The sequence below is a fragment of the Streptosporangium sp. NPDC003464 genome (genome assembly GCF_053588315.1).
Map to the genome: position 1 here is coordinate 1 of NZ_JBSFPS010000118.1, position 22,056 is coordinate 22,056.

Consider the following 22,056-nt stretch of genomic DNA (forward strand, 5'->3'; position numbering starts at 1 on the left):
GGAAAACGACTCCGACACCTGGCTGGAGCTGTACAGCCGTATCCACGCTCCGCTCAAGGGCGACGGCATCGCCAGCGTGCGCCTGGACCGCCCGGCCGGACCGGCTAGCGGTTGCGGTGCGACTCGTAGCGCATGGTGCGGGAGACGCCGATCCGCACGGTCGTGCCGGGCAGGATCGCCACCGGCTCGTTCGGCGGGATGTCGTAGAAGTTGGGGTCGCCCGGCGGCTGGATCTGGGTGCCGTTGACCGACCCCAGGTCGACCAGGTTGACGTCCCAGCCGTCCAGCGCCACCCGCAGGTGACGGCGGGACACCGAGCCGTCGGGACTGGTGACCTTGGCGGGGCGGACGGAGCCGTCGGCGACCTCGGGGGCCCGCTCGGGGTCGCGGCCGACCAGGTAGTCGGTGTCGAGGCGGAGCGTCATGCCGTCGTCGAGGAGCAGCACACCCAGCGGCGGGCGCGGCCCCTTGTAGGGGACGAGCGTGCGCTGCACCAGCGCGATGCCGCAGACCGCGCAGTAGGGCACCCGGGGGTCGTTGAAGTGGTCGTTCTTGCAGTCGACCCCGTAGACCAGCGGCCGCGACTCCGGCTCGGCCGGCTCCGGCCCGGACGGCTGGGGCTCGGGCGCGGCCTGCGAGCCGCCCGGGGTCAGCAGTTCGTACTCGAACGGCTGGTCGCGGACGTCGACGGGGTCGCCGCCGATCCCGCTCACCCTGGCGGCCTCCCCCTCCTCCTGCTGCGGGACGGCGGCCGGCAGGGGGCCGGACGGCGGCCCCGGGACGGGGTCGGGCTGCCAGGCGGCCGGGGGCGCGGAGAACTGCGGCTCCGGCGCGGGCTGCGGGGCGGGGGCCGGAGGGTAGTGCTCGGGAGAGCTCATCGGGTAGGGCGCCGGAGGCGGACCGTCGGCCGCCGGAGCCGGCCGCTCGGGATACGCCGCGGCCTGCGGCGCCTCCGGCTGAGGGAGGGCCTCCACCGGGACGACCTCCACCGGCACGGCCGGCGGCCGGGCGGCCGGCGCGGCGGCCTCCGCCCGGGACGCGGAGCGCTGGGCGGCCGGTGGCGCCCCGGCCTCGGTCAGGTCGCACGAGACCCCGCCGGCGACGATCACACCGCTGTCCAGCCGGGCGAGCGGGTGCGCCGCGCCGGCGTCGGGCAGGCGCAGCTCCACCCGGGTCACCGGGCCGGGCACCAGCCGGTCGGACCAGGTGAGCGCGTCACGGCCGGCCAGCTGGACCTCTCCACCGGAACCGGTGACCGACGCGTACGCCGGGCCGCTGACCAGCACGGCCACTCCCCCGGCGACGGGACCGGCGACGGCGCACGCCACGGGCTCGCCCATCATGACGGCCAGCACCTGGGCGATCCGGCGGGCGAGCGCGCGGCCGTCCCCGCCGGAGGCCGCGGTCTCCCGAAGCGCCCCCAGCAGATCGTCCACGACGGCCTCGGCCGCGTCACACACCAGCAGCAGGCCATCCACGTGGGCGACCAGCCCGTTGCCCGGAAGCGGACGCACCACCCCGAAGCCCTCGTCGGTCACAGAACTCTCCCTCCCCGAAAACGCCATCGGATGAACGGCACGCGCATCGGACCGTTCGCCACCAGCCAGACGCATACCCAGACGACCGTGAAATGCGTCCAGAACGCGGCCGGCGGGACCGGGTCGATGAAATCGGCTGCATCGGACCGTAGCAAAAAGTACAGCAGAAGACCTTCGGGAACGAGCGTCAGCAAACCGAACAGCGTCGGCCAGTCCTTCTCCCATCGGAACTGCATGAGGAAGTGGTAGACCAGCTCCCAGCCGATCCCCAGCACGGCGACCGCGGCCAGGACCACGAAGCCGGTGGCGTAGCGGTCGCCGAGCGGCCCGGAGAGGCCGGGCAGCACCGGCACGATCAGCAGCGTGATGATCGCGCCCACGGTGGCGAGCAGGAAGAGGCGCGTCTGGATGCGCCCCATCAGAGTCGGAACCACGGGGGATTACTCCTTACACCGGCGAGTTGAAGGCCCATTTGAACCACTGCGAGGTCGACCGCAACGGTCCCATCTTGCGGACGAACCCCCGTCTGGCCAGGTCGTCGGCGATCTCCTGGGCCGCGATCTGCAGCCCGAGGAAGGTGTCGACACCGGGGAAGTAGCCGCCCAGCGTCGCCGATCCGGAGGCGTACAGGGCGCCGTCGCCGCTGGCCGTACCCTTCACCTCGAAGTGGCGCTCCACCTCCAGCCGTCCGACCGGGTTGCGGTAGGCCCCGCCGTGCCGGAGCAGGTCCTCGTAGATCCGGTGCTCGGCGATGTCGGCCTCGAGACCCGTGCAGTCGATGATGTAGTCGGCCACCGGTTCGCGGACGATGCCGTCGCTGCTGCGCACGTAGCTGACCAGCCGCCCGTCGGGGGCGCGCTCCACCCGGTCCACGGTGCCCTGCACCGGGTGGTAGTAGCCGCCGCTGCGGCCCGCCCGCATCTGCTCCTGCCAGCGCCGGCGGTAGGGGGTGTTGGTGCCGCCCATCTCCTTGTACTTGGCGGCCCGCTCGGCCCCCTCCAGCTTGCGCATCTGCGCCTTGAGCTGGCCGCCCCAGACCGACTTGGGGTAGTTGAAGCCCTGGTAGGCCCAGCCGTCGCCGCCCTTGCGGCGCGCCCAGATGTGCGGGCCGTGGGAGCCGCTGACGAAGGTCCGGAAGATGTGCACGATCTGGGTCTGCAGCCGGAACTTCTCCCGGTCGTCGAACAGGCGCTGCAGCACGCGGGAGGCCACGATGCCGCCGCCCCGGATGACCACCGTGCCGGGCCGGGTCTTGAGGAACTCGTAGACCTGCTCGTGCGGCTCGTAGGCGTTCACCACGTGCTGGTAGTCACCGTGCTTGGTGCGGAACTCCTGCAGGTCGGGCAGGAACTTCAGGCCCGGGTAACCGATCGCGATGTGCACGAAGCGCGAGCGGAAGATGATCCGCTTGGTCGGCGCCGTGCCCTCCGGCGGGGTGACCACGGTGAAGTAGCCGCCGCCGGCCCGGCGGCGGACCATCCGGACCTGGCCCTTGACCAGCATGTCCCAGTAGTTGATGCGCTTGGCCTCGCGTTCGAGGCTCTCGAAGACCGTGCCGGCGCGCGGCGTCCAGTAGTCGTTCAGGAGCGGCTCGGTCAGCAGCTGCCACAGGTAGGCCGGGGTCTTGTCGGTCCAGGTCTCCTGCAGGGCGTAGGAGGGGAAGCCCCAGAGGTTGTCGGGGCGCGAGGAGGAGTCGGAGCGGATCCGCTCGGAACGGGGGATCTGCGAGCACCTGGTCAGGAACTCGTAGGTCTGCCACGGATGGTCGATGTTGGAGACCACCCGCATCTGGGAGGTGGGCACGCCGTAGACGCGCAGGTAGTCCAGCGTCACGAAGGAGCCCATGCCGCCGCCGACCGTCAGGAAGGGGATGTCGTACATGGGGATCCCGGCTGCCGCGACCAGCTGGTCGCTCCACTCGGGCGTGTTGATCAGCTCCGGAGTGAGGTCGCCGGCCGACGCCGGCGTGTTGGGGGGTGCCAATTGTGCGTCCCTTAGCTACATGGCCAACCGGTCAGGTCGTCCAGAACACTAGTCGTGGTGCGCACCGAAAACGAGAGGACGGACGGTGCGTTCTTCCCCCCGCACCGCCGCCTCGTCACAGCACGCAACCAGTGAGACGCCCGAAGTCCCCCGATGGTTCGCTCAGACCCCGCTGAACACCCGGTTCACATCCGACGTGGCCAGCACTCCGAAGATCTCGCCGCCGCGTTCCACGAGGAGGTATTCCCCCGCCGGGGCCTCGCGCATGGCGTCGATCAGGGACTCCCCCGACAGGTCGGCGGCCAGCACCAGCGACGGTTCGAGGCTGCGCGCCAGCGAGCCGGCCGTCACCCAGGGGCGGCGGTTCTCCGGGGTGGACTCCACCGCGACCTCGTTGACGATCCCCGTCGGGCGGCCCTCGTGGTCGACCACCACCATCGCGCCCGCCTGGGCCTCCGCGGCCCGGCGCAGGGCCTCGGCCAGCGGCACGTCGCCGGTCACCGCGATGGCCCGCCGGGCCAGGGCGCGGGCGTTGACCTGCGGGATGCGGGCGCGGACCCGGGCCCCGCGCAGCGCCTGGGTGGCGCCGAGCCAGATGAAGGAGGCCAGCAGCACCGACCAGATGAGCTCCCAGCCCGGCGTCTGCCCGCTCATCAGCGCCAGACCGACGGGCACCGCGACCAGGACGACGGCCAGCACGCGGCCCACCCAGGCGGCGGCGATCGTGCCCGAGCCGGGGTTGCGGGTGGCCTTCCAGACCCCGGCGCGGAGCATGCGCCCGCCGTCGAGCGGCAGCCCCGGCAGGAGGTTGAAGATCCCGACGATCAGGTTGGCGAACCAGAGCTGGAAGGTCAGCACCCCGAGGATGGTGCCCGGGTCGATGACCTGGTAGGCGGCGAACCCGATCCCGGCCAGCCCGAGCGAGAGCAGCGGCCCGGCGAAGGCCACCATGAACTCCCGGCCCGGGGTCTCCGGCTCGCGCTCGATCTCCGAGACGCCGCCGAGCAGGTAGAGCGTGATGCGGCGGACCGGCAGGCCGTACATCCTGGCGACCACGCAGTGCGCCAGCTCGTGCAGCAGCACCGACACGTACAGCAGCACCGCGAACAGCAGCGCCACGGCATATGTCGTCGGGACGGCCAGCTCGGGCAGTTGGGCGATCACGATGGGCTGGTAGGTGAAGGTGATGAACGCCGCCACGATGAGCCAGGTCGGCGAGACGTAGACCGGGATGCCGAACGGCCGGCCCATCCGCAGCCCTGGGCTGTTCTGACGCGGGCTCTCGCTGCTCACCGCTGGCTCACCACTCCTCGTTCGCTGCGCCTTCGGCCTTGATGCTACGCGCCATCGGGCCGTCCGCAGACGTCGCGAGGCCACCTTGAGCACAAACTGTCGTCAGTGTGACCTACAGTGCGGACATGTCACTGACCGAGCCCACGATCATCGGAGCGCTGTCGCCCTCCCGCGCCGGTGACTTCATGACGTGCCCGTTGCTCTACCGCTTCCGGGTGATCGACCGGCTGCCCGAGCCGCCGTCGCCCGCCGCGGTGCGCGGCACGATGGTCCACTCGGTGCTGGAGCGCCTCTACGACCTCCCCGCCCCCGGGCGCACGGTCGCCGCGGCCCTGGAGCTGCTGGAGCCGCAGTGGCGCAGGCTGCTGGCCGAGGACCCCTCCTACGGCGGCATGTTCACCGACGAGCGGGAGCAGGCCCAGTGGCTGTCCCAGGCCCGCTCCATGCTGGAGCGCTACTTCACCCTTGAGGACCCCACCTGCCTGGAGCCCGCCGAGCGCGAGCTGTATGTGGAGGCGGTGCTCGACAGCGGCCTGATGCTGCGCGGCTACATCGACCGGCTGGACGTCGCGCCGACCGGCGAGGTGCGCGTGGTCGACTACAAGACCGGCAGCGCGCCCGGGCCGGCCTTCGAGGCCAAGGCGCTGTTCCAGATGAAGTTCTACGCGCTGACGCTGTGGCGGCTGCACGGCTCGGTGCCCCGCCTGCTGCAGCTGATGTATCTGGGGGGCGGCGGCGAGGTGCTGCGCTACGCCCCCGACGAGGCCGACCTGCGCGCCACCGAGCGCAAGGTGCAGGCCCTGTGGACGGCCATCGAGCGGGCGATGGAGACCGGCGAGTGGCCCCCCAGGCCCGGCCGCCTGTGCGACTGGTGCAGCTACAAGGAGCTGTGCCCGGAGTTCGGCGGCACTCCCCCGCCGCTGCCCGAGCGGCAGCCGGGCGACACCGTGCGCAGCACCCGCGGCGCGCCCAGGGCCGCCACCGACGAGCTCTGAACGGCACGGGCCGGCGCGCGAGGGCGTGAGAGGTCCCGGGGACGGCGCCCGGCGCCGGACCGGTCCGCAGCACGGATCCCCGCGGGTCATCCGTGGGGATGAGGGCGATATCCCCCTGCAGCAGGGTGGCTGTGAGAGTGGGACGCCTAAATTGATTGTGTGCGCAACACCCCGGACGGCCTGCGGGCCTGGCTCCACCGACACCCGCTGATCCCCGACGCCGTCCTGGCCGGGATGCTGGCGGCCGCCGCGGTGCCCTGCGCCTACGCCCCCTCCCTGGCCGGCTTCGACGCCCCGGCCGGGCTCCGGGAGCCCGGCGCGCTGAGCCTCGCCCTGACCCTGGCCGGCTGCCTGTCCACGGCGCTGCGCCGCAGCCGGCCGTTCGCGATGCTCTTCCTGGTCGTCCTCGCCGAGGTGACGCTGGCGTCGCTGGACCAGAGCGGCTCCCTGCTGTGGGTGGCCGCGCTGGTGCTGGTCTACACGGTCGCCGCCCACCGCGGCCTGGCGCTCAGCCTGTGCGCGCTGGCGCTGAGCCTGACCTGCCGCGCCCTCCTGGCGGTGACGGTCACCGGGCCCGCCGACCGCACGGCCCACCTGTTCGTGGCCGTGCTGACCATGACCCTGTGGATCGCCGGCCGGAGCGCCCGGCTGCGCCGGGCCTACCTCGCCGAGCTGCGCGAGCGGGCCGCCCGGACGGAACGGGCCCGGGAGTCCGACACACGGGCGGCCAGGGCCGAGGAGCGCTCCCGCATCGCCCGCGAGCTGCACGACGTGGTCGCCCACCACGTGAGCGTGATGACCGTCCAGGCGTCCGCGGCGCGCCGGGTGCTGGCGACCAACCCCGACGGCGCCCGGGAGGCGTTGTCGGCGATCGAGGAGATGGGCCGGACCGCGATGGCCGAGATGCGCAACATCGTGGGCGTGCTCAGGACCGACGCGGCGCCCGCCGAGCGCAGCCCGCAGCCGGGGGTGCAGGAGATCCCCACTCTGGTCGACCAGATGCGCGAGGCGGGCCTGCGGACGCAGCTGTGGATCGAGGCCGAGGGAGGTCCGCTGCCGCCCGGTGTCGATCTGGCCGCCTACCGGCTGGTCCAGGAGGCGCTGACCAACAGCCTGCGGCACGCGGGGCCCCGGGCCCGCGCCTGGGTGACGGTCCGGCAGGGCCCGGGCGAGCTGGCCGTACAGGTCGAGGACGACGGCCGCGGCGCCGAGCCGCCCGCCCCCGCCACCGACCGGACCGGGCACGGGCTGGTCGGCATCCGCGAGCGTGTGGCCCTCTATGGTGGAATCCTGAGGATCGGCCCGCGTCCGGAGGGCGGATTCGAGGTCAATGCCCGGTTCCCCCTCAAGGACGTGTGATGACGATCAGAGTGTTACTGGTGGACGACCAGCCACTGCTGCGCACCGGTTTCCGGCTCATCCTGGAGGCCGAGCCGGACGTCACCGTGGTGGGCGAGGCCGGGGACGGCAAGGCCGCCCAGGACCAGTCGCGCGCGCTGATGCCCGACGTGGTGCTGATGGACATCCGGATGCCGGGCGTGGACGGCATAGAGGCGACCCGCCGGATCGTCCGGGAGGCCACCGGCGGGGCCCACGTGCCGAGGGTGCTGGTGCTGACGACCTTCGACCTGGACGAATACATCGTGGAGGCGCTGCGCGCCGGGGCCAGCGGCTTCCTGCTCAAGGACGTCCCGCCCGACGAGCTGGTGCAGGCCATCCGGGTGGTCGCGGCGGGCGACGCCATCGTCGCGCCGAGCGTGACCCGGCGGCTGCTGGACAGGTTCGGGGCGCGCCTGCCCTCGGCGCACCAGCAGTCCACCCCGGCCCGCCTGGACCGGCTCACCGAGCGTGAGATGGAGGTGCTGCGGCTGATCGCCCGGGGCATGTCGAACGCGGAGATCGCCGCCGAGCTCGTGGTGAGCGAGACGACGGTCAAGACCCACGTCGGCAACGTGCTCACCAAGCTCGGCCTGCGCGACCGCGTCCAGGCGGTGGTCCTGGCCTACGAGACCGGTCTGATCACCCCGGGCGCCATCCCCTAGCCTCCCTGCGGGAGGAGGGCCCCGGAGCGGAGCCCGGCGAGGATCCGGGCGAGCACCGGCCGGGTGTCGGCACGCCGCCAGGCGACGGCGGTGGTGCAACGGCAATCCTCGGCCAGCAGGACGAACACCACTCCGGCGCGGGCGTAGTGCTCGTCGGTGCCCTCCGAGAGCAGGGCGACGCCCTGGCCGGACGCGACCAGCTCCAGGGTCTCCTCGATCGCCGAGGAGCCGACCTCCCCCGCGATGTCCGTCACCCCGATGAAGGCCGGGTGGCGGAAGGCCCGCCAGACCGGGTCGGGGCTGCGGGGCACCACCCAGACGCGGCCGGCCAGGTCGGCGGGGCCGGCCACGGGCAGCCGGGCGAGCGGGTCGCCGACCGGCACCGCGACGGCCCGCCGGTCGCTGCCGAGGATCAGTGTGTCCAGGGCGTCGCCGGTGGTCAGCGGCGGCCACACCACGGCCAGGTCGCTGGCCCCGGTCAGCAGGCCGCAGGCCGGGTCGTCGAAGTCGAAACGGCGCAGCCGGACCTGCCCGCCGGAGGCGCGCCGCACGCCGTCGAGGAGCCGGGAGGTGCTCGCGCCGGCCGCCTCGCCCATGAAGCCCACGGTCAGCTCGGTGCCGCCCCCGGCCAGCAGAGCCGTGAGCTCGTCGGCGGCGGCCGTCACCGCCGCCGCGTGGGCCAGCACCCGGCCGCCCAGCTCGGTCAGGCGCACGCCGTCGCGGTCGCGGACCAGCAACCGCCGCCCAGCCGTGGCCTCCAGCCGCTTCACGGCGGTGCTCACGGTGGGCTGGCTGACCCCGAGCGAGATGGCCGCCTCCCGGAACGATCCGGTGCGGGCCACCGCGACGAACGCCCGCACGGCCGGCAATGTGACGTCCATCCCGCAAGGATAGCCATCGGCTATCGGCATAGCCGCAAACTATTAACCCGGGCCGAGCCACCCGGCCGACGATTGGCCCATGACAGACCAGCCGGGCGCACGGACGTCCGAGACCGGGCGGCGGAGTCAGGCCGATCCGGCCCCCGCCCCTCCGGCGCCGCCCGGCGTCCCCATCCCGGACCCTGAGTCCCGGCGGGGTGACACGCGACCGGCCCCCGGATCCACACCGGACACGCAGACCCCGCAGGAGGACACGCGACCAGCATTCGGATCCGTGCCGGACGTGAAGACCCCACAGGGGGACACGCGGTCGGCCCCCGGATCCGCGTCGGACGTGGAGATCCCACAGGAGGACACGCGGTCGGACCTCGGGCCCCTCCCGGACACGCAGCCCCCGCACGGGGACACGCGGTCGGACCTCGGGCTCGCGCTGGGCGCGGCGGCGGGGGCGGCCACCTACTCGGCGGTGTTCGGCGCGGCGGCGGTGGAGCAGGGCTGGTCCTCGTGGGAGGCGGTGCTGGCCAGCGCCGTGGTGCACGCCGGGGGCAGCCAGATCGTCGGGCTGACCGCACTGGGCGGCGGCGCCCCCGAGGCGCTGGGCGGCGCGGCGGGGGCCGCCGGGCCGGGCGCCGGCGCGGTGGCCGCGGCGGTGGTCGCCGCGTCGCTGGTCAACCTGCGGCTGACCGCGTTCGGGCTGGCGCTGGGCGACGTCTTCCGGACCAGGTGGGGCCGGTGGCTGGCCGCGCACCTGGTCTCCGACGAGTCAGTGGCGGCCGCGGTGTCACGCGGGGCCCCGGCCGCGCGCAGGCGGACGTTCCTGCTGGTCGGGACGGTGCTGTTCACCGGCTGGGTGGGCGGCACGGCCGCCGGGGCGGTGCTCGGCTCGGTGCTGCCGGCCGGAGCCCGGGGAGCGGTGGACGGGGCCGCCGCGGCGGCCTTCGCCGCGCTGCTCGTCCCCCTGCTCCGCACCCGTCGCCAGACGGCGGTCGCCGCGGGGGCCGCGGCCCTGGCGCTGGTGGCATCGTGGTGGCTGCCACCGGGCCTGCCGATCCTCGTCGCCGCGCTGGCCACCGTCCCGGCCGTGGTGAGGTCCGCGTGAACACCGCCCCGCCCGCCCCTGCTCACAGCAGGGCCCGGCCGGCCACCCCGACCTCCATGGAGACCATGTGAGCGCCGTTCTGCTGTTCGTCGCGGGGCTGGCCGCCGTGACCTACCTGCTCCGGCTGGCCGGGGTGAGCACGGCCGCCCGGGCCGGGGTGGACGGGCGCTGGAGCCTGTTCACCGCCCTGCTGCCGGTGGCGCTGCTGGCCGCCGTCGTGACCGTCCAGGCGGCGCCCGCCGGCCGTCCGGCGGTCCACCTGGCCGTCGCCGCCGTCGTGGCGGGGGTGGCCGCCCGGCGCCTCGGATTCCTGCCCGCCATGCTCCTCGGCACCGCCGCCGGAGCGCTCGTGAGCCTTGGAGGCTTTTGATGATCATACGTGGACTGGACCCTGACGACCTCGGCGCCTGCCTGCGGCTCGCGGAGGACCGGCAGTGGTCGCGAGAGGAGCGCAAGTGGCTCTTCCTGCTCCAGGGCGGGGAGGGCTACGGGATCGTCGACCCGGACGGGGAACTGGTGGCCTCCGCCGTACTGACCCGCTACGGCACGCGCACCGCGGCGGTCAGCATGGTGCTGGTGGCCTCGCGTCACGGGGGGCGGGGGCTGGGCAGGCGCCTGATCGGCCATGTGCTGGAGCAGGCGCGCGGCGCGACCGTCTTCCTGAACGCGACCGAGATGGGCCGCCCCCTCTACGAGCGGCTCGGCTTCCGGGTGACGGGTGGGGTCGCCATGCATCTGGGGACCTTCACCGGGCAGGCGTCCGGCGCGTCCCGCGCCGCCTCCCCCGAGGACCTGAAGGCGATCGCCGACCTCGACGCCGAGGTCGTCGGCGCTGACAGGTCCGCCCTCCTGGCGAGGTACGCGGGCTTCGCCGAGCAGCTCCGGGTGATCGAGAACAGGCGGGGGATCTCGGGGTACGCCGGGATGTGGCGCAACGTGGGCAGCACGGTCGTCGGGCCGGTGATCGCGGCGAGCCCCGCCGACGCCCGGTCCCTGATCGCCGATCTCGCCTCCCAGGTCGACGGCCCGGTCCGGCTGGAGATCGAAGACCGTAACGCGCCGCTGGCGCACTGGCTGGCCGGGCACGGGGTGGTCGCGGGGATGCGGACCTCGGACATGGTCGCCGGCGGGGAGTCCCTGCCCGGCGACCGGAGCCGGTTCTTCGCGCCGGTCATGTCCGCGCTGGGCTGACGGACCCGCCTCACGGGCCACCCGGCCGACCCCCCACCCGGTCACGCCCGTCGGACGGCGGGCACGGGCCCGTGCCGGGATGCCGGGCCGGCCCCGTCCGGTCAGGTCCAGGCCGAGGTGGCGGGGGTGCCCACCTCCGTCGCGGTGGGGTCGTGGGCGCTCGCGGCGGCCTGGATGCTCCCCGCCGCGATCTCCTCGGCCCAGTGGCAGGCGACCTTCCGGCCGGGACGTATCTCCCGCAGCTCGGGCGGCTCGTCGGCGCACCGCTCCGGCCGGCGGAACGGGCAGCGGGTGTGGAAGCGGCAGCCAGCCGGGACGTCCACCGGGGACGGCAGGTCCCCGGTGAGCAGGATCCGCCGCCTGCGCTCCTCGACCTCGGGGTCCGGGATCGGGATCGCCGACATCAGCGCGATCGTGTAGGGGTGCAGCGGCTCGGCGTACAGCTCGTCGGAGGAGGCCTCCTCCACCAGCGCGCCGAGATACATCACGCCGATGACGTCGCTGACGTGGCGCACCACCGCCAGGTCGTGGGCGACCACGATGTAGGTGAGGCCGAGCTGCTCCTGCAGGTCCTCCAGCAGGTTGACGATCTGGGCCTGGATCGAGACGTCCAGGGCGGAGACCGGCTCGTCGGCGATGATCAGGGCGGGGTTGAGGGCGATCGCCCTGGCGATGCCGACGCGCTGGCGCTGGCCGCCGGAGAACTCGTGGGGGTAGCGGCCGGCGGCCGCGGCCGGGAGTCCCACCAGGTCGAGCAGCTCGCGCACCCGCCGTGGCCTGCTGCCGGTGAAGCCGTGGGCCCGTAGCGGCTCGGTGAGCACCGACTCCACGCTCTGGCGGGGGTCGAGGCTGGCCAGGGGGTCCTGGAAGATCATCTGCATGTGCCGCCGGAGCAGGCGCAGCCGCTCCGGGCCCAGCGTCCCGACGTCGGCGCCGTCGAACAGGACGGTCCCGGCCGTGGGCTCCACCAGCCTGAGCACGGCCTTGCCGAGCGTGCTCTTGCCGCAGCCCGACTCCCCCACCAGGCCGTAGGTCATGCCGCGCCGTACGTCGAGGTCGACGCCGTCGACGGCCCGGACGTGGCCCGCGACCCGTTGCAGCAGGACGCCTTTCCTGACCGGGAAGTGGACCTTCAGCCCCCGGACGGACAGCAGCGGCTCCGGGCTCATGGGGTGACCACCTCGGCCTCCAGCGGGTTGAAACAGCGCAGGCCGTGGGGGTCTCCGCGCAGCCGGGGGGCCGCGGTGGCGCACTCGGCGATCCGGTTGCGGCAGCGGGGGGCGAAGGCGCAGCCGCGCGCCCAGGGGATGGTGTCGCGGGGCGAGCCCTGGATGGGTTCGAGGCGTGTGCCGCGCGGCCGGTCGAGACGGGGGACGGAGGCGAGCAGGCCGCCGGTGTAGGGGTGGCGGGGGCGGCGGAAGAGCTCGTGGCGGGGGGCCCGCTCGACGATCCGGCCGGAGTACATCACGTGCACCGTGTCGCACATCCCGGCGACCACCCCGAGATCGTGAGTGATCAGCACGAGGGCGGTGCCGGTGTCGGAGACCAGGGCCTTGAGCAGTTCGAGGATCTGCGCCTGGATGGTGGCGTCCAGCGCCGTGGTGGGTTCGTCGGCGATGAGGAGCCGGGGGCGGCAGGCCAGCGCGGTCGCGATCAGCGCGCGCTGGCGCATGCCTCCGGAGAGCTGGTGGGGATACTCGCGCAGCCGCCGCGAAGGGTCGGGGATGCCCACCCGGCGCAGCAGCCCGGCGGCCTCCTGCCGTGCCTCGCCCGAGCTCATCGCGCGGTGGCGGACGAGCACCTCGGCCACCTGGACCCCGATGGGCACCACCGGGTTGAGCGAGGTCATCGGGTCCTGGAAGACCACGGCCAGGTCCCGGCCGCGCAGGGTGCGCAGCTTGTCGGCGGGCAGGGAGAGCAGCTGGGTCCCGTCGAAGGCGACGCCGCCCTCCACCAGGACGCCGCGCCGCGGCAGCAGGCCCATGACCGCCAGGGAGGTGACGGACTTACCGCAGCCCGACTCCCCCACCAGGCCGACGGTCTCGCCCGGGGCCACCGTGAAGCTGACACCGTCCACGGCGCGCACGTCGGCGCGGCCCCGCTGCCGGAAGACCACGTTCAGGTCCTCGACCTTGAGCAGACTCACACGTCACCGCCGATACTTGGGGTCGAGGGCCTCGCGCAGCGACTCCCCGAGCAGGGTGAAGCCGAGCGCCGCGAAGACGATCGCCAGCCCGGGGAAGACCGCGAGCAGCGGCGCGCTGGACAGGTAGCGCTGGGTGTCGGCCAGCATCCGGCCCCATTCGGGGATGCCGGGGTCGTTGCTGGACAGGCCCAGGAAGGCCAGGCCGGCCGCGTCCACGATCGCGGTGGCCAGGGTCAGCGTGCCCTGCACGATGACCGGGGTCAGCGAGTTGGGCAGGATGTGGCCGAGCACGATCCGCCGCCGCCGCACGCCGACCGCCCTGGCCGCCAGCACGTAGTCGGACTGGCGCTGGGCCAGCATCTGGCCGCGCAGCAGGCGGGCGAAGATCGGCATGTTCACCACCGCGATGGCGATCATCACGGCGTCCAGCCCCGCCCCCAGCATGGCCGCGACGCCGATGGCGAACAGCAGGCCGGGGACCGACAGCACCATGTCGACCAGGCGCATCACGACGGTGTCGACCACGCCTCCGAAGGTCCCGGCGAGCAGCCCGAGCAGCAGCCCGCCCGCCATGCCGAGCAGCAGCGAGACCACGCCGATGACCAGGGACCAGCGGGCCCCCCACAGGACACGGGTGAGCTCGTCGCGGCCCAGGTCGTCCAGGCCGAACCAGTGCTCGGCCGACGGGCCCGGGATGGAGGTGGGGGTGACCTGGCCGACCGGCCGGTCCGGCGGGAAAGGCGCCAGCCACGGGGCGAGCAGGGCGACCGCGACGAACAGGAACACCAGGAGCGCGCCGGTGATCGCGACGGGGTTGCGCCGCAGCCGGCGCCAGGCGTGTCCGCCGAGGCCGCCGCCGGCCTCCTCCGGCGCGATGGCCGCCTCGGCCTGGGACAGGCTCATGCCGCCCACCTCGCCAGGACGCCTCGACCGTTCACGCCGCCCTCACTCTCGGGTCGATGAGCCCGTAGGCGATGTCGACCAGCAGGTTGACCAGTACGAAGACCACGGCGGTGAACAGGATGAAGCCCTGCAGCACGGCGTAGTCCCTGGCGGCGATCGAGTCGGCCGTGAACTTGCCGAAACCCGGGAAGGCGAAGACGGTCTCGGTCAGCACGGCGCCGCCGAGCAGCAGCCCGACCTGCAGGCCGACGATCGTGGTGACCGGGAGCATGGCGTTGCGCAGCACGTGCCGCCCCCGGATCGTGGACCGCCTGAGCCCCTTGGCCTCGGCGGTGCGCACGTAGTCCTCGTGGAGCACGTCCAGCACGGAGGCGCGGGTGATGCGCACCACGATCGCCAGCGGGATGGTCCCGAGCGCGACACCGGGCAGGACCAGGTGCGCCAGCGCGTCCCAGAACGCCTCCGGGTTGCCGGTGACCAGCCCGTCCAGCACGTAGAACCCCGTGGGGTGCGCGGTGTCGAGCAGCGGGTCCTGACGGCCGTCGGTGGGCAGGATCCCGAACTTCTCGGCGAAGACGAACTTGAGCATGTAGCCGAGGAAGAAGACCGGGATCGTGATGCCGAACAGCGATCCGGCGACCGAGACGTGGTCGAGCCAGGTGCCGTGGCGGCGGGCGGCGAAGTAGCCGAGGGGGATGCCCACCCCCACCGCGAAGATCATCGCGGTGAGGGAGAGCTCCACCGTGGCGGGGAAGGTCCGCAGCAGTTCCTCCAGGACCGGGTGCTGGGTCCGGCTGGACACGCCCAGGTCTCCGCGCAGGGCGTTGCCCGCCCAGGTGAGGTACTGCTCGTACCAGGGGCGGTCCAGGCCGTAGAGCCTCTTGACCCGCTCGACGGCCTCCGGTGTGGCCCGCTCCCCCAGCAGCGCCTCCGCGGGCCCGCCCGGCAGCGCCCTGACCCACAGGAACAGCAGGATCGACAGTCCCAGCAGGATCGGGACGAGCAGTGCCAGCCGCCTGACGACGAACCTGAGCATCTGTCAGGACAGCGAGATCGCGGCGAAGACGTCGTTGAGCACCGGGCTCGGCACCCAACCCTGGACGTTCTTGGCCGCGGCCGAGAACGAGGGGCTCTGCGCGTACGGCACGCCCGGCACGAACTCGGCGATCAGCGCGTTCGCCCGCTTGTACAGCTCCTCGCGCTTGGCCTGGTCCGGCTCCCGTTCGGCGTCGTCCAGCACCTTGAAGATCGCCTCGTTCCTGAACGACCACTGGCTGGAGAAGGACTGGAACAGGGTGCCGAGGAAGTTGTCGGGGTCGCCGAAGTCGCCGTTCCAGCCGAGCATGTACAGCGGGCAGTCGCCGGCCTGGGAGATGTTCAGGTAGTCGGGGCTCCACGGCGAGGTCTTCGGGGTGACCTTGAAGCCGGCGGCCTCCAGGTCGGCCTTCATCAGCTGGAAGTTACCGGCCGGGTCGACCATGTAGGCGCGGCTGACGCCGCTCGGGTAGCAGAACTCCAGCGTCGGGTTCTTCTCCCCGGACTCGGCGATGAGCTGCCGGGCCTTGTCCACGTTGTAGTCGTATCGGGTGAAGTCCTCGGTGTAGCTCCACAGGCTGTCCGGCATGAACGCGTTGGGGACCTTGGCCCCCGCGCCGTACTTGGTCTTCACCACGTTCTCGCGGTTGATCGCGTGGGCGATCGCCTGCCGGATCTTCTGGTTCTGCATGATCTTGGTCCGCTGGCTGAACCCGAGGTAGCCCAGGTTGAACGGGGCCCGCTCGATCACCTGCACCCCGGCGCTCTTGAGCGACTCCAGGTCCGCCGGGTCGGCGTAGTCGAAGGCGTGGACCGAGCCCGCGCGCAGCGCCTGCGCCCGGTCGGCGGCCTTCTCGATGGGACGGAATATGATCTTGCTGAGCTTGGCCTTCTCGCCCCAGTAGTCGTCGTTGCGGACCAGCTCCAGCTTGTCGCCGCGGGTCCAGCCGGCGAACTTGAACGGCCCGGTGCCGACCGGGTGCTCGGTGCCGAAGGTCCCGGTGAACTGCGGCGACTCGGCGGTCCCGCTCACCTCGTCGGCCTTGTAGTCCTTCAGCGCCTTGGGGCTGGCGATGCTGAAGGACGACAGCGTCAGCGCCGACAGCACCGCGGCGGAGGGCTCGGTGAGCTTGAGCTCCACGGTGCCGTCGCCCTTGGCCGCGCACCCGCCGTACAGGCTCTTGCCGAGGCTGTCGGACTCGTTCTTGGCGAAGCCCCGGAAGACGGTCACCCAGTAGTAGGAGACCGAGTCGGACTGCGAGAGCCCCGTGAAGTTGTACCAGCGCTCGAAGTTGGCGCACACGGCCGCGGCGTCGAAGGGCTCGCCGTCGTGGAACCTGACCCCCTTGCGGAGCGTGAAGGTGTAGGTTCTGGCGTCCTTGCTGACCTTCCAGCTCTCCGCCAGGCCGGGCACGACGCTGGTGCCTCCCTTCTCGGTCGCCACCAGCGTCTCGAAGATCTGGTTGGTCACCCGGGAGGACTCCCCGTCACTGTGGTAGGCCGGGTCGAGGATGCTGGGATCGGCCGACGAGGCGAAGATGAGGGTCGAGCCCTTCGCCGCGTCGGTCGCGGTGGCTCCCGGCTCCGCACCGCCTCCACCGCCACAGGCCGCCGCGGAGACGGCCAGGGCCGTCCCCACGATCACCGCCGCCGTACCGCGCAGGGGCACACCGTCTCGTCGCATGCTGCACCTCATCGCCGTCTCGCGGCCGGGTCGCGGCCGTCATGCGGACCTACCTTGATCGCAGGATCCACGGGGAGGCCGGGGCTGACCAGCCCCGGCGAGAGGCTGTGGCGCAAATGTGACAGTCGCCGGTCAAGACCGGCAATGGAGCGTTTCAAAACGCCGGAACGCCTCCGCCGTACGGCATGCCGTACGGCGGAGGCGTTCAGCGGGCGCTCAGGTCGCGCGGTTCACCGGCCGGACCGGCGCGGCCGGCCGTTCAGGCGGTCGCGGCCTCCACGGTCTGCTGGGCCGCCGGCGCGTTCTCCGGGAAGTGGCAGGCCACCTGGTGGCCGGCGGCGAGCTCGACCAGCGGCGGCTCCACCGTCTTGCAGACCGCCTGGGCCTTCCAGCACCGGGTGTGGAAGCGGCAGGCGGGCGGCGGGTTGAGCGGGCTCGGCACGTCGCCCTGGAGCCGGATGCGCTCGCGGTCCTTGCGCCGGGCCGGGTCGGGGACGGGCACCGCCGACATCAGGGCGTTGGTGTAGGGGTGCATGGGCGATTCGTACAGGGCCTTGCGGTCGGCCAGCTCGACGATCTTGCCCAGGTACATGACCGCGACCCGGTCGCTGATGTGCCGGATGACCGACAGGTCGTGCGCGACGATGACGTAGGTCAGGTCGAGCTCGTTCTGCAGGTCCTCCAGGAGGTTGACCACCTGGGCCTGGATCGACACGTCCAGGGCGGAGACCGGCTCGTCGGCGATGATGAGCTTGGGCTTGAGGGCCAGCGTGCGGGCGATGCCGATGCGCTGGCGCTGGCCGCCGGAGAACTCGTGCGGGTAGCGGTTGTAGTGCTCGGGGTTGAGCCCGACCAGCTCCAGGATCTCCTGGACCGCCTTCTTGGTGCCCTGCTCGGTCTGGATGCCCTGGATCCGGTACGGCGCGCCGACGATGGCGCCCACCGTGTGGCGGGGGTTGAGCGACGAGTAGGGGTCCTGGAAGATCATCTGCATGTCGCGGCGGAGCGGCCGGATGGCCGACTGCGACATGTGCGTGATGTCGTGGCCCTCGAAGACGACCTTGCCGCCGGTGGGCTCCAGCAGGCGGGTGATCAGGCGGCCGGTGGTGCTCTTGCCGCAGCCCGACTCGCCCACCAGGCCGAGCGTCTCGCCCTTGCGGACGTCGAAGCTGACGCCGTCGACGGCCTTCACCGCGCCGATCTGACGCTTGAGCAGGCCCTTGGTCACCGGGAAGTGCTTCTGCAGCCCCTGGACGGACAGCAGCGCCTCGGGATCGGTCACAGCCGCGCCCTTGTCATCAACCGTCACGTGCTCTCCATCATCGGCTTGATCTCGTTTTCCCAGATGGCCCGCCGCTCCGCGCGCGGCAGGTGGCAGCGGACCAGGTGACCGCCCTCGGTCTCCAGGAGCTCGGGCACCTCGGTGGTGGCCTTGCCACCGGTGCGGTCGTCGTAGGCGCACCGGGGGTTGAAGGCGCACCCGGCCGGCACGTTGATCAGGGAGGGCGGGGTGCCCTTGATCGGGAGCAGCCGCTCGGTGGGCTCGCGGTCCAGGCGGGGCATCGACCCCAGCAGACCCCAGGTGTAGGGGTGCTCGGGCCGGTAGAAGATGTCCTCGGCGGAGCCGTACTCGATGCACTTGCCGCCGTACATCACCAGGATGTCGTCCGACAGCTCGGCGACCACGCCGAGGTCGTGGGTGATGATGATCAGCGCGGAGTTGAACTCGCGCTGCAGGTCCAGCATCAGGTCCAGGATCTGCGCCTGGACCGTCACGTCGAGGGCGGTGGTCGGCTCGTCGGCGATCAGCAGTTCGGGGTCGCACGACAGCGCCATGGCGATCATGGCGCGCTGGCGCATGCCGCCGGAGAACTCGTGGGGGTAGCTGTCGACGCGCTTGTCGGGCTGCGGGATGCCCACCCGGCCGAGCATGTCGATCGCGTGCTTGCGCGCGACCGCCTTGCTGACGTTGTGGTGGATCCGGTACGCCTCGATGATCTGGGCGCCGACGGTGTAGAAGGGGTGCATCGACGACAGCGGATCCTGGAAGATCATCGCCATCTTCTTGCCGCGCAGCGTGCGCACGTGGTCGCCGCTCGCCCCGACGAGCTCCTCGCCGTCGAGCCAGATCTCACCGGAGATCCTGGCCCGGCCGCCCTTGTGCAGCCCCAGGATGCCGAGGCTGGTCACGCTCTTGCCGGACCCCGACTCGCCCACGATGCCCAGGGTCTTGCCCCGGTCGAGCTTGAAGGACAGGCCGTCGACGGACTTGACCAGGCCGTCTTCGGTCGGGAAGTGGATGCGCAGGTCGCGCAGCTCCAGGAAGGAGTCGGGCGCAGTCGTCATGACAGCCTCACCCTCGGGTCGACCACCGCGTACAGGACGTCCACGATGAGGTTGGCCAGGACGATGAAGAAGGCGGCGAACAGGGTCACACCCAGCACGATGGGCAGGTCGTTGCCCCGGATCGCGTCGATGACCAGCTTACCGATGCCGGGGATGGAGAAGGTGCTCTCGGTGAGCACCGCGCCGCCCAGCAGCAGGCCGAGGTCGAGGCCGAAGATCGTGAGGATCGGGGTCAGCGTGGCGCGCAGGGCGTGCTTGGTGACCACCGTGCGCTCCTTGAGGCCCTTGGCGCGAGCGGTGCGGATGTAGTCCTCGCCCATCGTCTCCAGCATGCCCGCCCGGGTGAGCCGGGCGTAGAGGGCCGCGTAGAGGAAGGCCAGGGTGATCCAGGGGAGCACGAGCGACTGGAACCACATGATCGGATTCTCGGTGAGCCCGATGTAACTGCCTCCGCCGGGGAAGATCCCGAGCGTGTAGGCGAACACCGACAGCGAGACCAGGCCGGTGAAGTAGATCGGCAACGACACCCCGGCCAGCGCCACCGTCATGGCCGCGCGGTCGAGCGCGGTGCCGCGTCTCAGCGCGGAGACGACGCCGATGCTGACTCCGACGGCGAGCCAGGTGATGGCCGCGCCCAGGGCGAGCGACAGGGTCGCCGGGAGCCGGTCGAGCAGCGTCGGCCAGACCGGCTGGTTGTTGTTGAAGGAGAAGCCAAAGCAGGGCGCCGGGCACTCGGCCTTCTTCGGACCGAGCGAGTAGTCCTGGCCGACGACGATGCCCTGGGCGAACCGGCCGTACTGCACGATGAGCGGGTCGTCCAGGTGGAGTCTCTTGACAGCGCCCTGGATCGCCTCGGGCGTGGCATCCCGCCCGACGTAACGCGACGCCATGCCCTCAGGGGTCTGTCCCAGGGCACGCGGGATGAGAAAGAAGATCGCGAAAGTGGCCACGCTGACGATGACGAGCATCAGCACGGCCGCGATCACGCGGCGGACGATGAAAGCGACCACGATCGTTCGGCCGGGGCGCCCGGGAGGATCGCTCCCGGGCGCCGTCAGGCCTTCACCTGCCTTTGGCTAGCTAGAGAAGGACTACTGCTTGACGCCGAGCCACGTGTAGTCGTACATGCCGTAGGCGGGGTGCACGTACACGTTGGTCAGGTTCGCGGGACGGAAGATGAGGGTCTTCTCGTAGACGAACGACATGAACGCCGCCGACTCCATGACCTTCTTGTCCACCTCGGCCCAGATCTCGTTGCGGGCCGCGGTGTCGGTGGTCTGGATGCCCTTGTCGAGCAGCTCGTTCACCGACTGGTCGTTGAGCTCCATCATGTTGTAGTTGCCGGAGGCCTTGATGAAGCGGCCGTCGACGATCTGCGACAGGAAGCCGAAGCCGGACGGCCAGTCGGCGCCCCAGCCCGCGATCATGATGCCCAGGTTGTTCTTGTGCACGAACTCCGGCTTGCCGGCGTACTGCGCGCTCCAGTCACCCGAGGGGTACTTCTTGATCGTGGCCTTGATGCCGACCCGGTCGAGCGAAGCCTGCAGGGCCTCGGCGACCTGGACCTCCTTGGTCCGGTCACCGCGGACCGCGATGTTGGCCGTGAAGCCGTTCGGCTGGCCGCAGGCCGCCAGGTGCTCCTTGGCCTTGGCCAGGTCGCCCTTGTGGTCGGCGCCGTTGGGGTAGAGGTCGAACTGCTTGTAGCCGACCGTGGTCGGGGTCATCGCGGTGGTGCCGATCTCACCGCCGAGCGGGCCACCCCACGGCGCCTGGGTGGCGACCTTGTCGGTGGCGTACTGGACGGCCTTGCGGCAGTCGATGTTGTCGAACGGCTTGACGGCCGTCGACATCATCGCGTAGCGGTTGAAGGGCGTGAACGGGTTGTCCGTCGAGTCCTTCAGCTTGGGGTCGGCGACGATCTTGGCGCGGGCCGCGGTCTGGACACCGGTGCCGGCCAGGTCGACCTGGATCTGCCCGGCGAGCAGACGCTGGTCGATGTCCTCGGCGTTCTGCTTGAACTGCACCTCGATGCGGTCCGGCAGCTGCTTGCGGGTGGTGTCGGTGGCCGGGTCCCAGTTCTCGTTCTTCACGAGGTTGAACTGCTTGCCGACCTCGTGGCTCTCGATCTTGTAGGGACCGGTGGAGGCCACGGTCTTCTCGTAGTCGAGACCGGTGTCCTTGGCCTGCGGCACCGGCGCGGACTGCGGGTTGGCCGTCAGGAAGTCGAACTCGGCGAACGGGTCCTTGAGCTTGAAGACGACGGTGTAGTCGTCCGGCGTCTCGACACCCTTGAAGTCGTCGAGGTTCTTGTCCTTGTAGGGACCCTTGTAGTCACCGGCGTCGAGGTACTGGGCGAAGTACTTCGGGCCGTCGGTGAGCTCGGAGGTGAAGTTGCTGCGGGCGATGGCGTACTTGACGTCCGCGGCCTTGACCTCGGTGCCGTCGTCGTACTTGATGCCCTTCTTGATCTTGTAGGTCCAGGTCTTGCCGTCTTCGCTCGGCACACCGGGGCCCTCGGCCAGGTCCGGGACGAGCTTGAGGCCCGCCTCGCCCGGCGCGGCGGCGTAGGTCATCAGCGGACGGGAGTACAGACGCGAGAAGTTCCAGTTCCACGCGTAGTAGGTGTTACCCGGGTCCATAGAGTCGGGCTCGTCCGACAGGGCGAACTTGAGCGTGCCGCCCTTGGCGTCGGAGGCGTTGACGACCTTGGTGTAGCCGTCGTTGTGCTTGGCGCCCGATCCGGCGGCACCGGCGCCCTTGTCCCCGGAGCTCGTGTTGCCACCGCCACCGGCCGTGCCGCCGCAGGCGGCCAGACCCATGGTCAGCGCAGTGCCCAGCGCGGCGAGCGCCAGAGCGTTGGTCTTCCTCATCGTGGTTGTACACCCCTTGTCATGAGTGACGGTGATATAGAGGAGCGGAA

At 71.7% G+C, this 22,056-nt stretch carries 20 protein-coding genes; 6 read left to right on the top strand and 14 right to left on the bottom strand.

Annotated features, from left to right (window positions below; all coding sequences use genetic code 11):
• Positions 1-104: 104 nt before the first annotated feature.
• The 4 genes from ACWDS7_RS25070 to ACWDS7_RS25085 form a co-directional block, all read right to left on the bottom strand.
• Positions 105-1,538 (bottom strand): FHA domain-containing protein, encoded by a 1,434-nt coding sequence (locus ACWDS7_RS25070; protein ID WP_451931255.1) that lies wholly within the window; start codon positions 1,536-1,538, stop codon positions 105-107.
• Entirely contained in the window at positions 1,535-1,972 is a 438-nt protein-coding gene (locus ACWDS7_RS25075; RefSeq protein ID WP_451931256.1) for a hypothetical protein, read from the bottom strand. Before ACWDS7_RS25075 ends, ACWDS7_RS25070 begins: the two co-directional genes overlap by 4 nt.
• Positions 1,973-1,985: 13 nt before the next feature.
• Positions 1,986-3,521, bottom strand: a complete 1,536-nt coding sequence (locus tag ACWDS7_RS25080; protein WP_306869099.1) for a hypothetical protein — start codon at positions 3,519-3,521, stop codon at positions 1,986-1,988.
• Between the two features lie 162 nt (positions 3,522-3,683).
• Positions 3,684-4,772 carry a site-2 protease family protein gene (locus ACWDS7_RS25085; protein WP_306875682.1) on the bottom strand — a complete coding sequence of 363 codons (1,089 nt, stop codon included), beginning with the start codon at positions 4,770-4,772 and terminating at the stop codon, positions 3,684-3,686.
• Positions 4,773-4,939: 167 nt separating this feature from the next.
• Here ACWDS7_RS25085 and ACWDS7_RS25090 point away from each other — a divergent pair, with 167 nt between their 5' ends.
• The 3 genes from ACWDS7_RS25090 (at position 4,940) to ACWDS7_RS25100 (ending at position 7,851) form a co-directional block, all read left to right on the top strand.
• Positions 4,940-5,809 (top strand): RecB family exonuclease, encoded by an 870-nt coding sequence (locus ACWDS7_RS25090; protein WP_451931257.1) that lies wholly within the window; start codon positions 4,940-4,942, stop codon positions 5,807-5,809.
• 159 nt (positions 5,810-5,968) lie between these two features.
• Positions 5,969-7,168 (top strand): sensor histidine kinase, encoded by a 1,200-nt coding sequence (locus ACWDS7_RS25095; RefSeq protein WP_451931258.1) that lies wholly within the window; start codon positions 5,969-5,971, stop codon positions 7,166-7,168.
• On the top strand, positions 7,168-7,851 hold the full coding sequence (locus ACWDS7_RS25100) for a response regulator (RefSeq protein WP_306869091.1): 684 nt from the start codon (positions 7,168-7,170) through the stop codon (positions 7,849-7,851). The genes ACWDS7_RS25095 and ACWDS7_RS25100 overlap by 1 nt, the downstream gene beginning before the upstream one ends.
• On the opposite strand, the gene ACWDS7_RS25105 is transcribed toward ACWDS7_RS25100, so the two are convergent.
• The gene (locus ACWDS7_RS25105; RefSeq protein WP_451931259.1) at positions 7,848-8,732 is read right to left on the bottom strand and encodes a LysR family transcriptional regulator; all 885 of its coding nucleotides are present in this window, start codon (positions 8,730-8,732) and stop codon (positions 7,848-7,850) included. The two genes, ACWDS7_RS25100 and ACWDS7_RS25105, sit on opposite strands and share 4 nt — an antisense overlap.
• Before the next feature lie 334 nt (positions 8,733-9,066).
• Here ACWDS7_RS25105 and ACWDS7_RS25110 point away from each other — a divergent pair, with 334 nt between their 5' ends.
• From ACWDS7_RS25110 to ACWDS7_RS25120, 3 genes are all read left to right on the top strand, one after another.
• The gene (locus ACWDS7_RS25110) at positions 9,067-9,831 is read left to right on the top strand and encodes an AzlC family ABC transporter permease (protein ID WP_451931260.1); all 765 of its coding nucleotides are present in this window, start codon (positions 9,067-9,069) and stop codon (positions 9,829-9,831) included.
• 67 nt (positions 9,832-9,898) lie between these two features.
• Positions 9,899-10,201, top strand: coding sequence for an AzlD domain-containing protein (locus tag ACWDS7_RS25115; RefSeq protein ID WP_451931261.1), 303 nt, complete (start codon positions 9,899-9,901; stop codon positions 10,199-10,201).
• Positions 10,201-11,022 carry a GNAT family N-acetyltransferase gene (locus ACWDS7_RS25120; protein WP_451931262.1) on the top strand — a complete coding sequence of 274 codons (822 nt, stop codon included), beginning with the start codon at positions 10,201-10,203 and terminating at the stop codon, positions 11,020-11,022. The genes ACWDS7_RS25115 and ACWDS7_RS25120 overlap by 1 nt, the downstream gene beginning before the upstream one ends.
• A 101-nt stretch (positions 11,023-11,123) precedes the next feature.
• Here ACWDS7_RS25120 and ACWDS7_RS25125 read toward each other — a convergent pair whose 3' ends face one another.
• From ACWDS7_RS25125 to ACWDS7_RS25165, 9 genes are all read right to left on the bottom strand, one after another.
• On the bottom strand, positions 11,124-12,191 hold the full coding sequence (locus ACWDS7_RS25125) for an ABC transporter ATP-binding protein (protein ID WP_451931263.1): 1,068 nt from the start codon (positions 12,189-12,191) through the stop codon (positions 11,124-11,126).
• Positions 12,188-13,168 (bottom strand): ABC transporter ATP-binding protein, encoded by a 981-nt coding sequence (locus tag ACWDS7_RS25130; protein ID WP_451931264.1) that lies wholly within the window; start codon positions 13,166-13,168, stop codon positions 12,188-12,190. Before ACWDS7_RS25130 ends, ACWDS7_RS25125 begins: the two co-directional genes overlap by 4 nt.
• A 3-nt stretch (positions 13,169-13,171) precedes the next feature.
• A complete protein-coding gene (locus tag ACWDS7_RS25135) occupies positions 13,172-14,071 on the bottom strand; it encodes an ABC transporter permease (RefSeq protein ID WP_306869076.1) in 900 nt (299 codons plus the stop codon).
• A 31-nt stretch (positions 14,072-14,102) separates the two neighbouring features.
• Complete coding sequence (locus tag ACWDS7_RS25140) at positions 14,103-15,107, bottom strand: ABC transporter permease (RefSeq protein ID WP_451931265.1); 1,005 nt, start codon at positions 15,105-15,107, stop codon at positions 14,103-14,105.
• 3 nt (positions 15,108-15,110) lie between these two features.
• Positions 15,111-16,790, bottom strand: a complete 1,680-nt coding sequence (locus ACWDS7_RS25145; protein ID WP_451931266.1) for an ABC transporter substrate-binding protein — start codon at positions 16,788-16,790, stop codon at positions 15,111-15,113.
• A 259-nt stretch (positions 16,791-17,049) separates the two neighbouring features.
• The gene (locus ACWDS7_RS25150; protein ID WP_451931267.1) at positions 17,050-18,099 is read right to left on the bottom strand and encodes an ABC transporter ATP-binding protein; all 1,050 of its coding nucleotides are present in this window, start codon (positions 18,097-18,099) and stop codon (positions 17,050-17,052) included.
• Positions 18,096-19,136, bottom strand: a complete 1,041-nt coding sequence (locus ACWDS7_RS25155; protein ID WP_306869066.1) for an ABC transporter ATP-binding protein — start codon at positions 19,134-19,136, stop codon at positions 18,096-18,098. The genes ACWDS7_RS25150 and ACWDS7_RS25155 overlap by 4 nt, the downstream gene beginning before the upstream one ends.
• Positions 19,133-20,146, bottom strand: coding sequence for an ABC transporter permease (locus tag ACWDS7_RS25160; protein ID WP_306869063.1), 1,014 nt, complete (start codon positions 20,144-20,146; stop codon positions 19,133-19,135). The genes ACWDS7_RS25155 and ACWDS7_RS25160 overlap by 4 nt, the downstream gene beginning before the upstream one ends.
• An 81-nt stretch (positions 20,147-20,227) precedes the next feature.
• Positions 20,228-22,006, bottom strand: a complete 1,779-nt coding sequence (locus tag ACWDS7_RS25165) for an ABC transporter substrate-binding protein (protein WP_306869060.1) — start codon at positions 22,004-22,006, stop codon at positions 20,228-20,230.
• Positions 22,007-22,056: the final 50 nt, after the last annotated feature.

Coding starts and splice junctions, on each gene's coding strand:
- ACWDS7_RS25085 (WP_306875682.1), bottom strand. CDS start 4,772: ATGGGCCGGCCGTTCGGCATCCCGGTCTACGTCTCGCCGACCTGGCTC.
- ACWDS7_RS25090 (WP_451931257.1), top strand. CDS start 4,940: ATGTCACTGACCGAGCCCACGATCATCGGAGCGCTGTCGCCCTCCCGC.
- ACWDS7_RS25100 (WP_306869091.1), top strand. CDS start 7,168: ATGACGATCAGAGTGTTACTGGTGGACGACCAGCCACTGCTGCGCACC.
- ACWDS7_RS25105 (WP_451931259.1), bottom strand. CDS start 8,732: ATGGACGTCACATTGCCGGCCGTGCGGGCGTTCGTCGCGGTGGCCCGC.
- ACWDS7_RS25120 (WP_451931262.1), top strand. CDS start 10,201: ATGATCATACGTGGACTGGACCCTGACGACCTCGGCGCCTGCCTGCGG.
- ACWDS7_RS25125 (WP_451931263.1), bottom strand. CDS start 12,191: ATGAGCCCGGAGCCGCTGCTGTCCGTCCGGGGGCTGAAGGTCCACTTC.
- ACWDS7_RS25135 (WP_306869076.1), bottom strand. CDS start 14,071: ATGAGCCTGTCCCAGGCCGAGGCGGCCATCGCGCCGGAGGAGGCCGGC.
- ACWDS7_RS25140 (WP_451931265.1), bottom strand. CDS start 15,107: ATGCTCAGGTTCGTCGTCAGGCGGCTGGCACTGCTCGTCCCGATCCTG.
- ACWDS7_RS25145 (WP_451931266.1), bottom strand. CDS start 16,790: ATGCGACGAGACGGTGTGCCCCTGCGCGGTACGGCGGCGGTGATCGTG.
- ACWDS7_RS25155 (WP_306869066.1), bottom strand. CDS start 19,136: ATGACGACTGCGCCCGACTCCTTCCTGGAGCTGCGCGACCTGCGCATC.
- ACWDS7_RS25165 (WP_306869060.1), bottom strand. CDS start 22,006: ATGAGGAAGACCAACGCTCTGGCGCTCGCCGCGCTGGGCACTGCGCTG.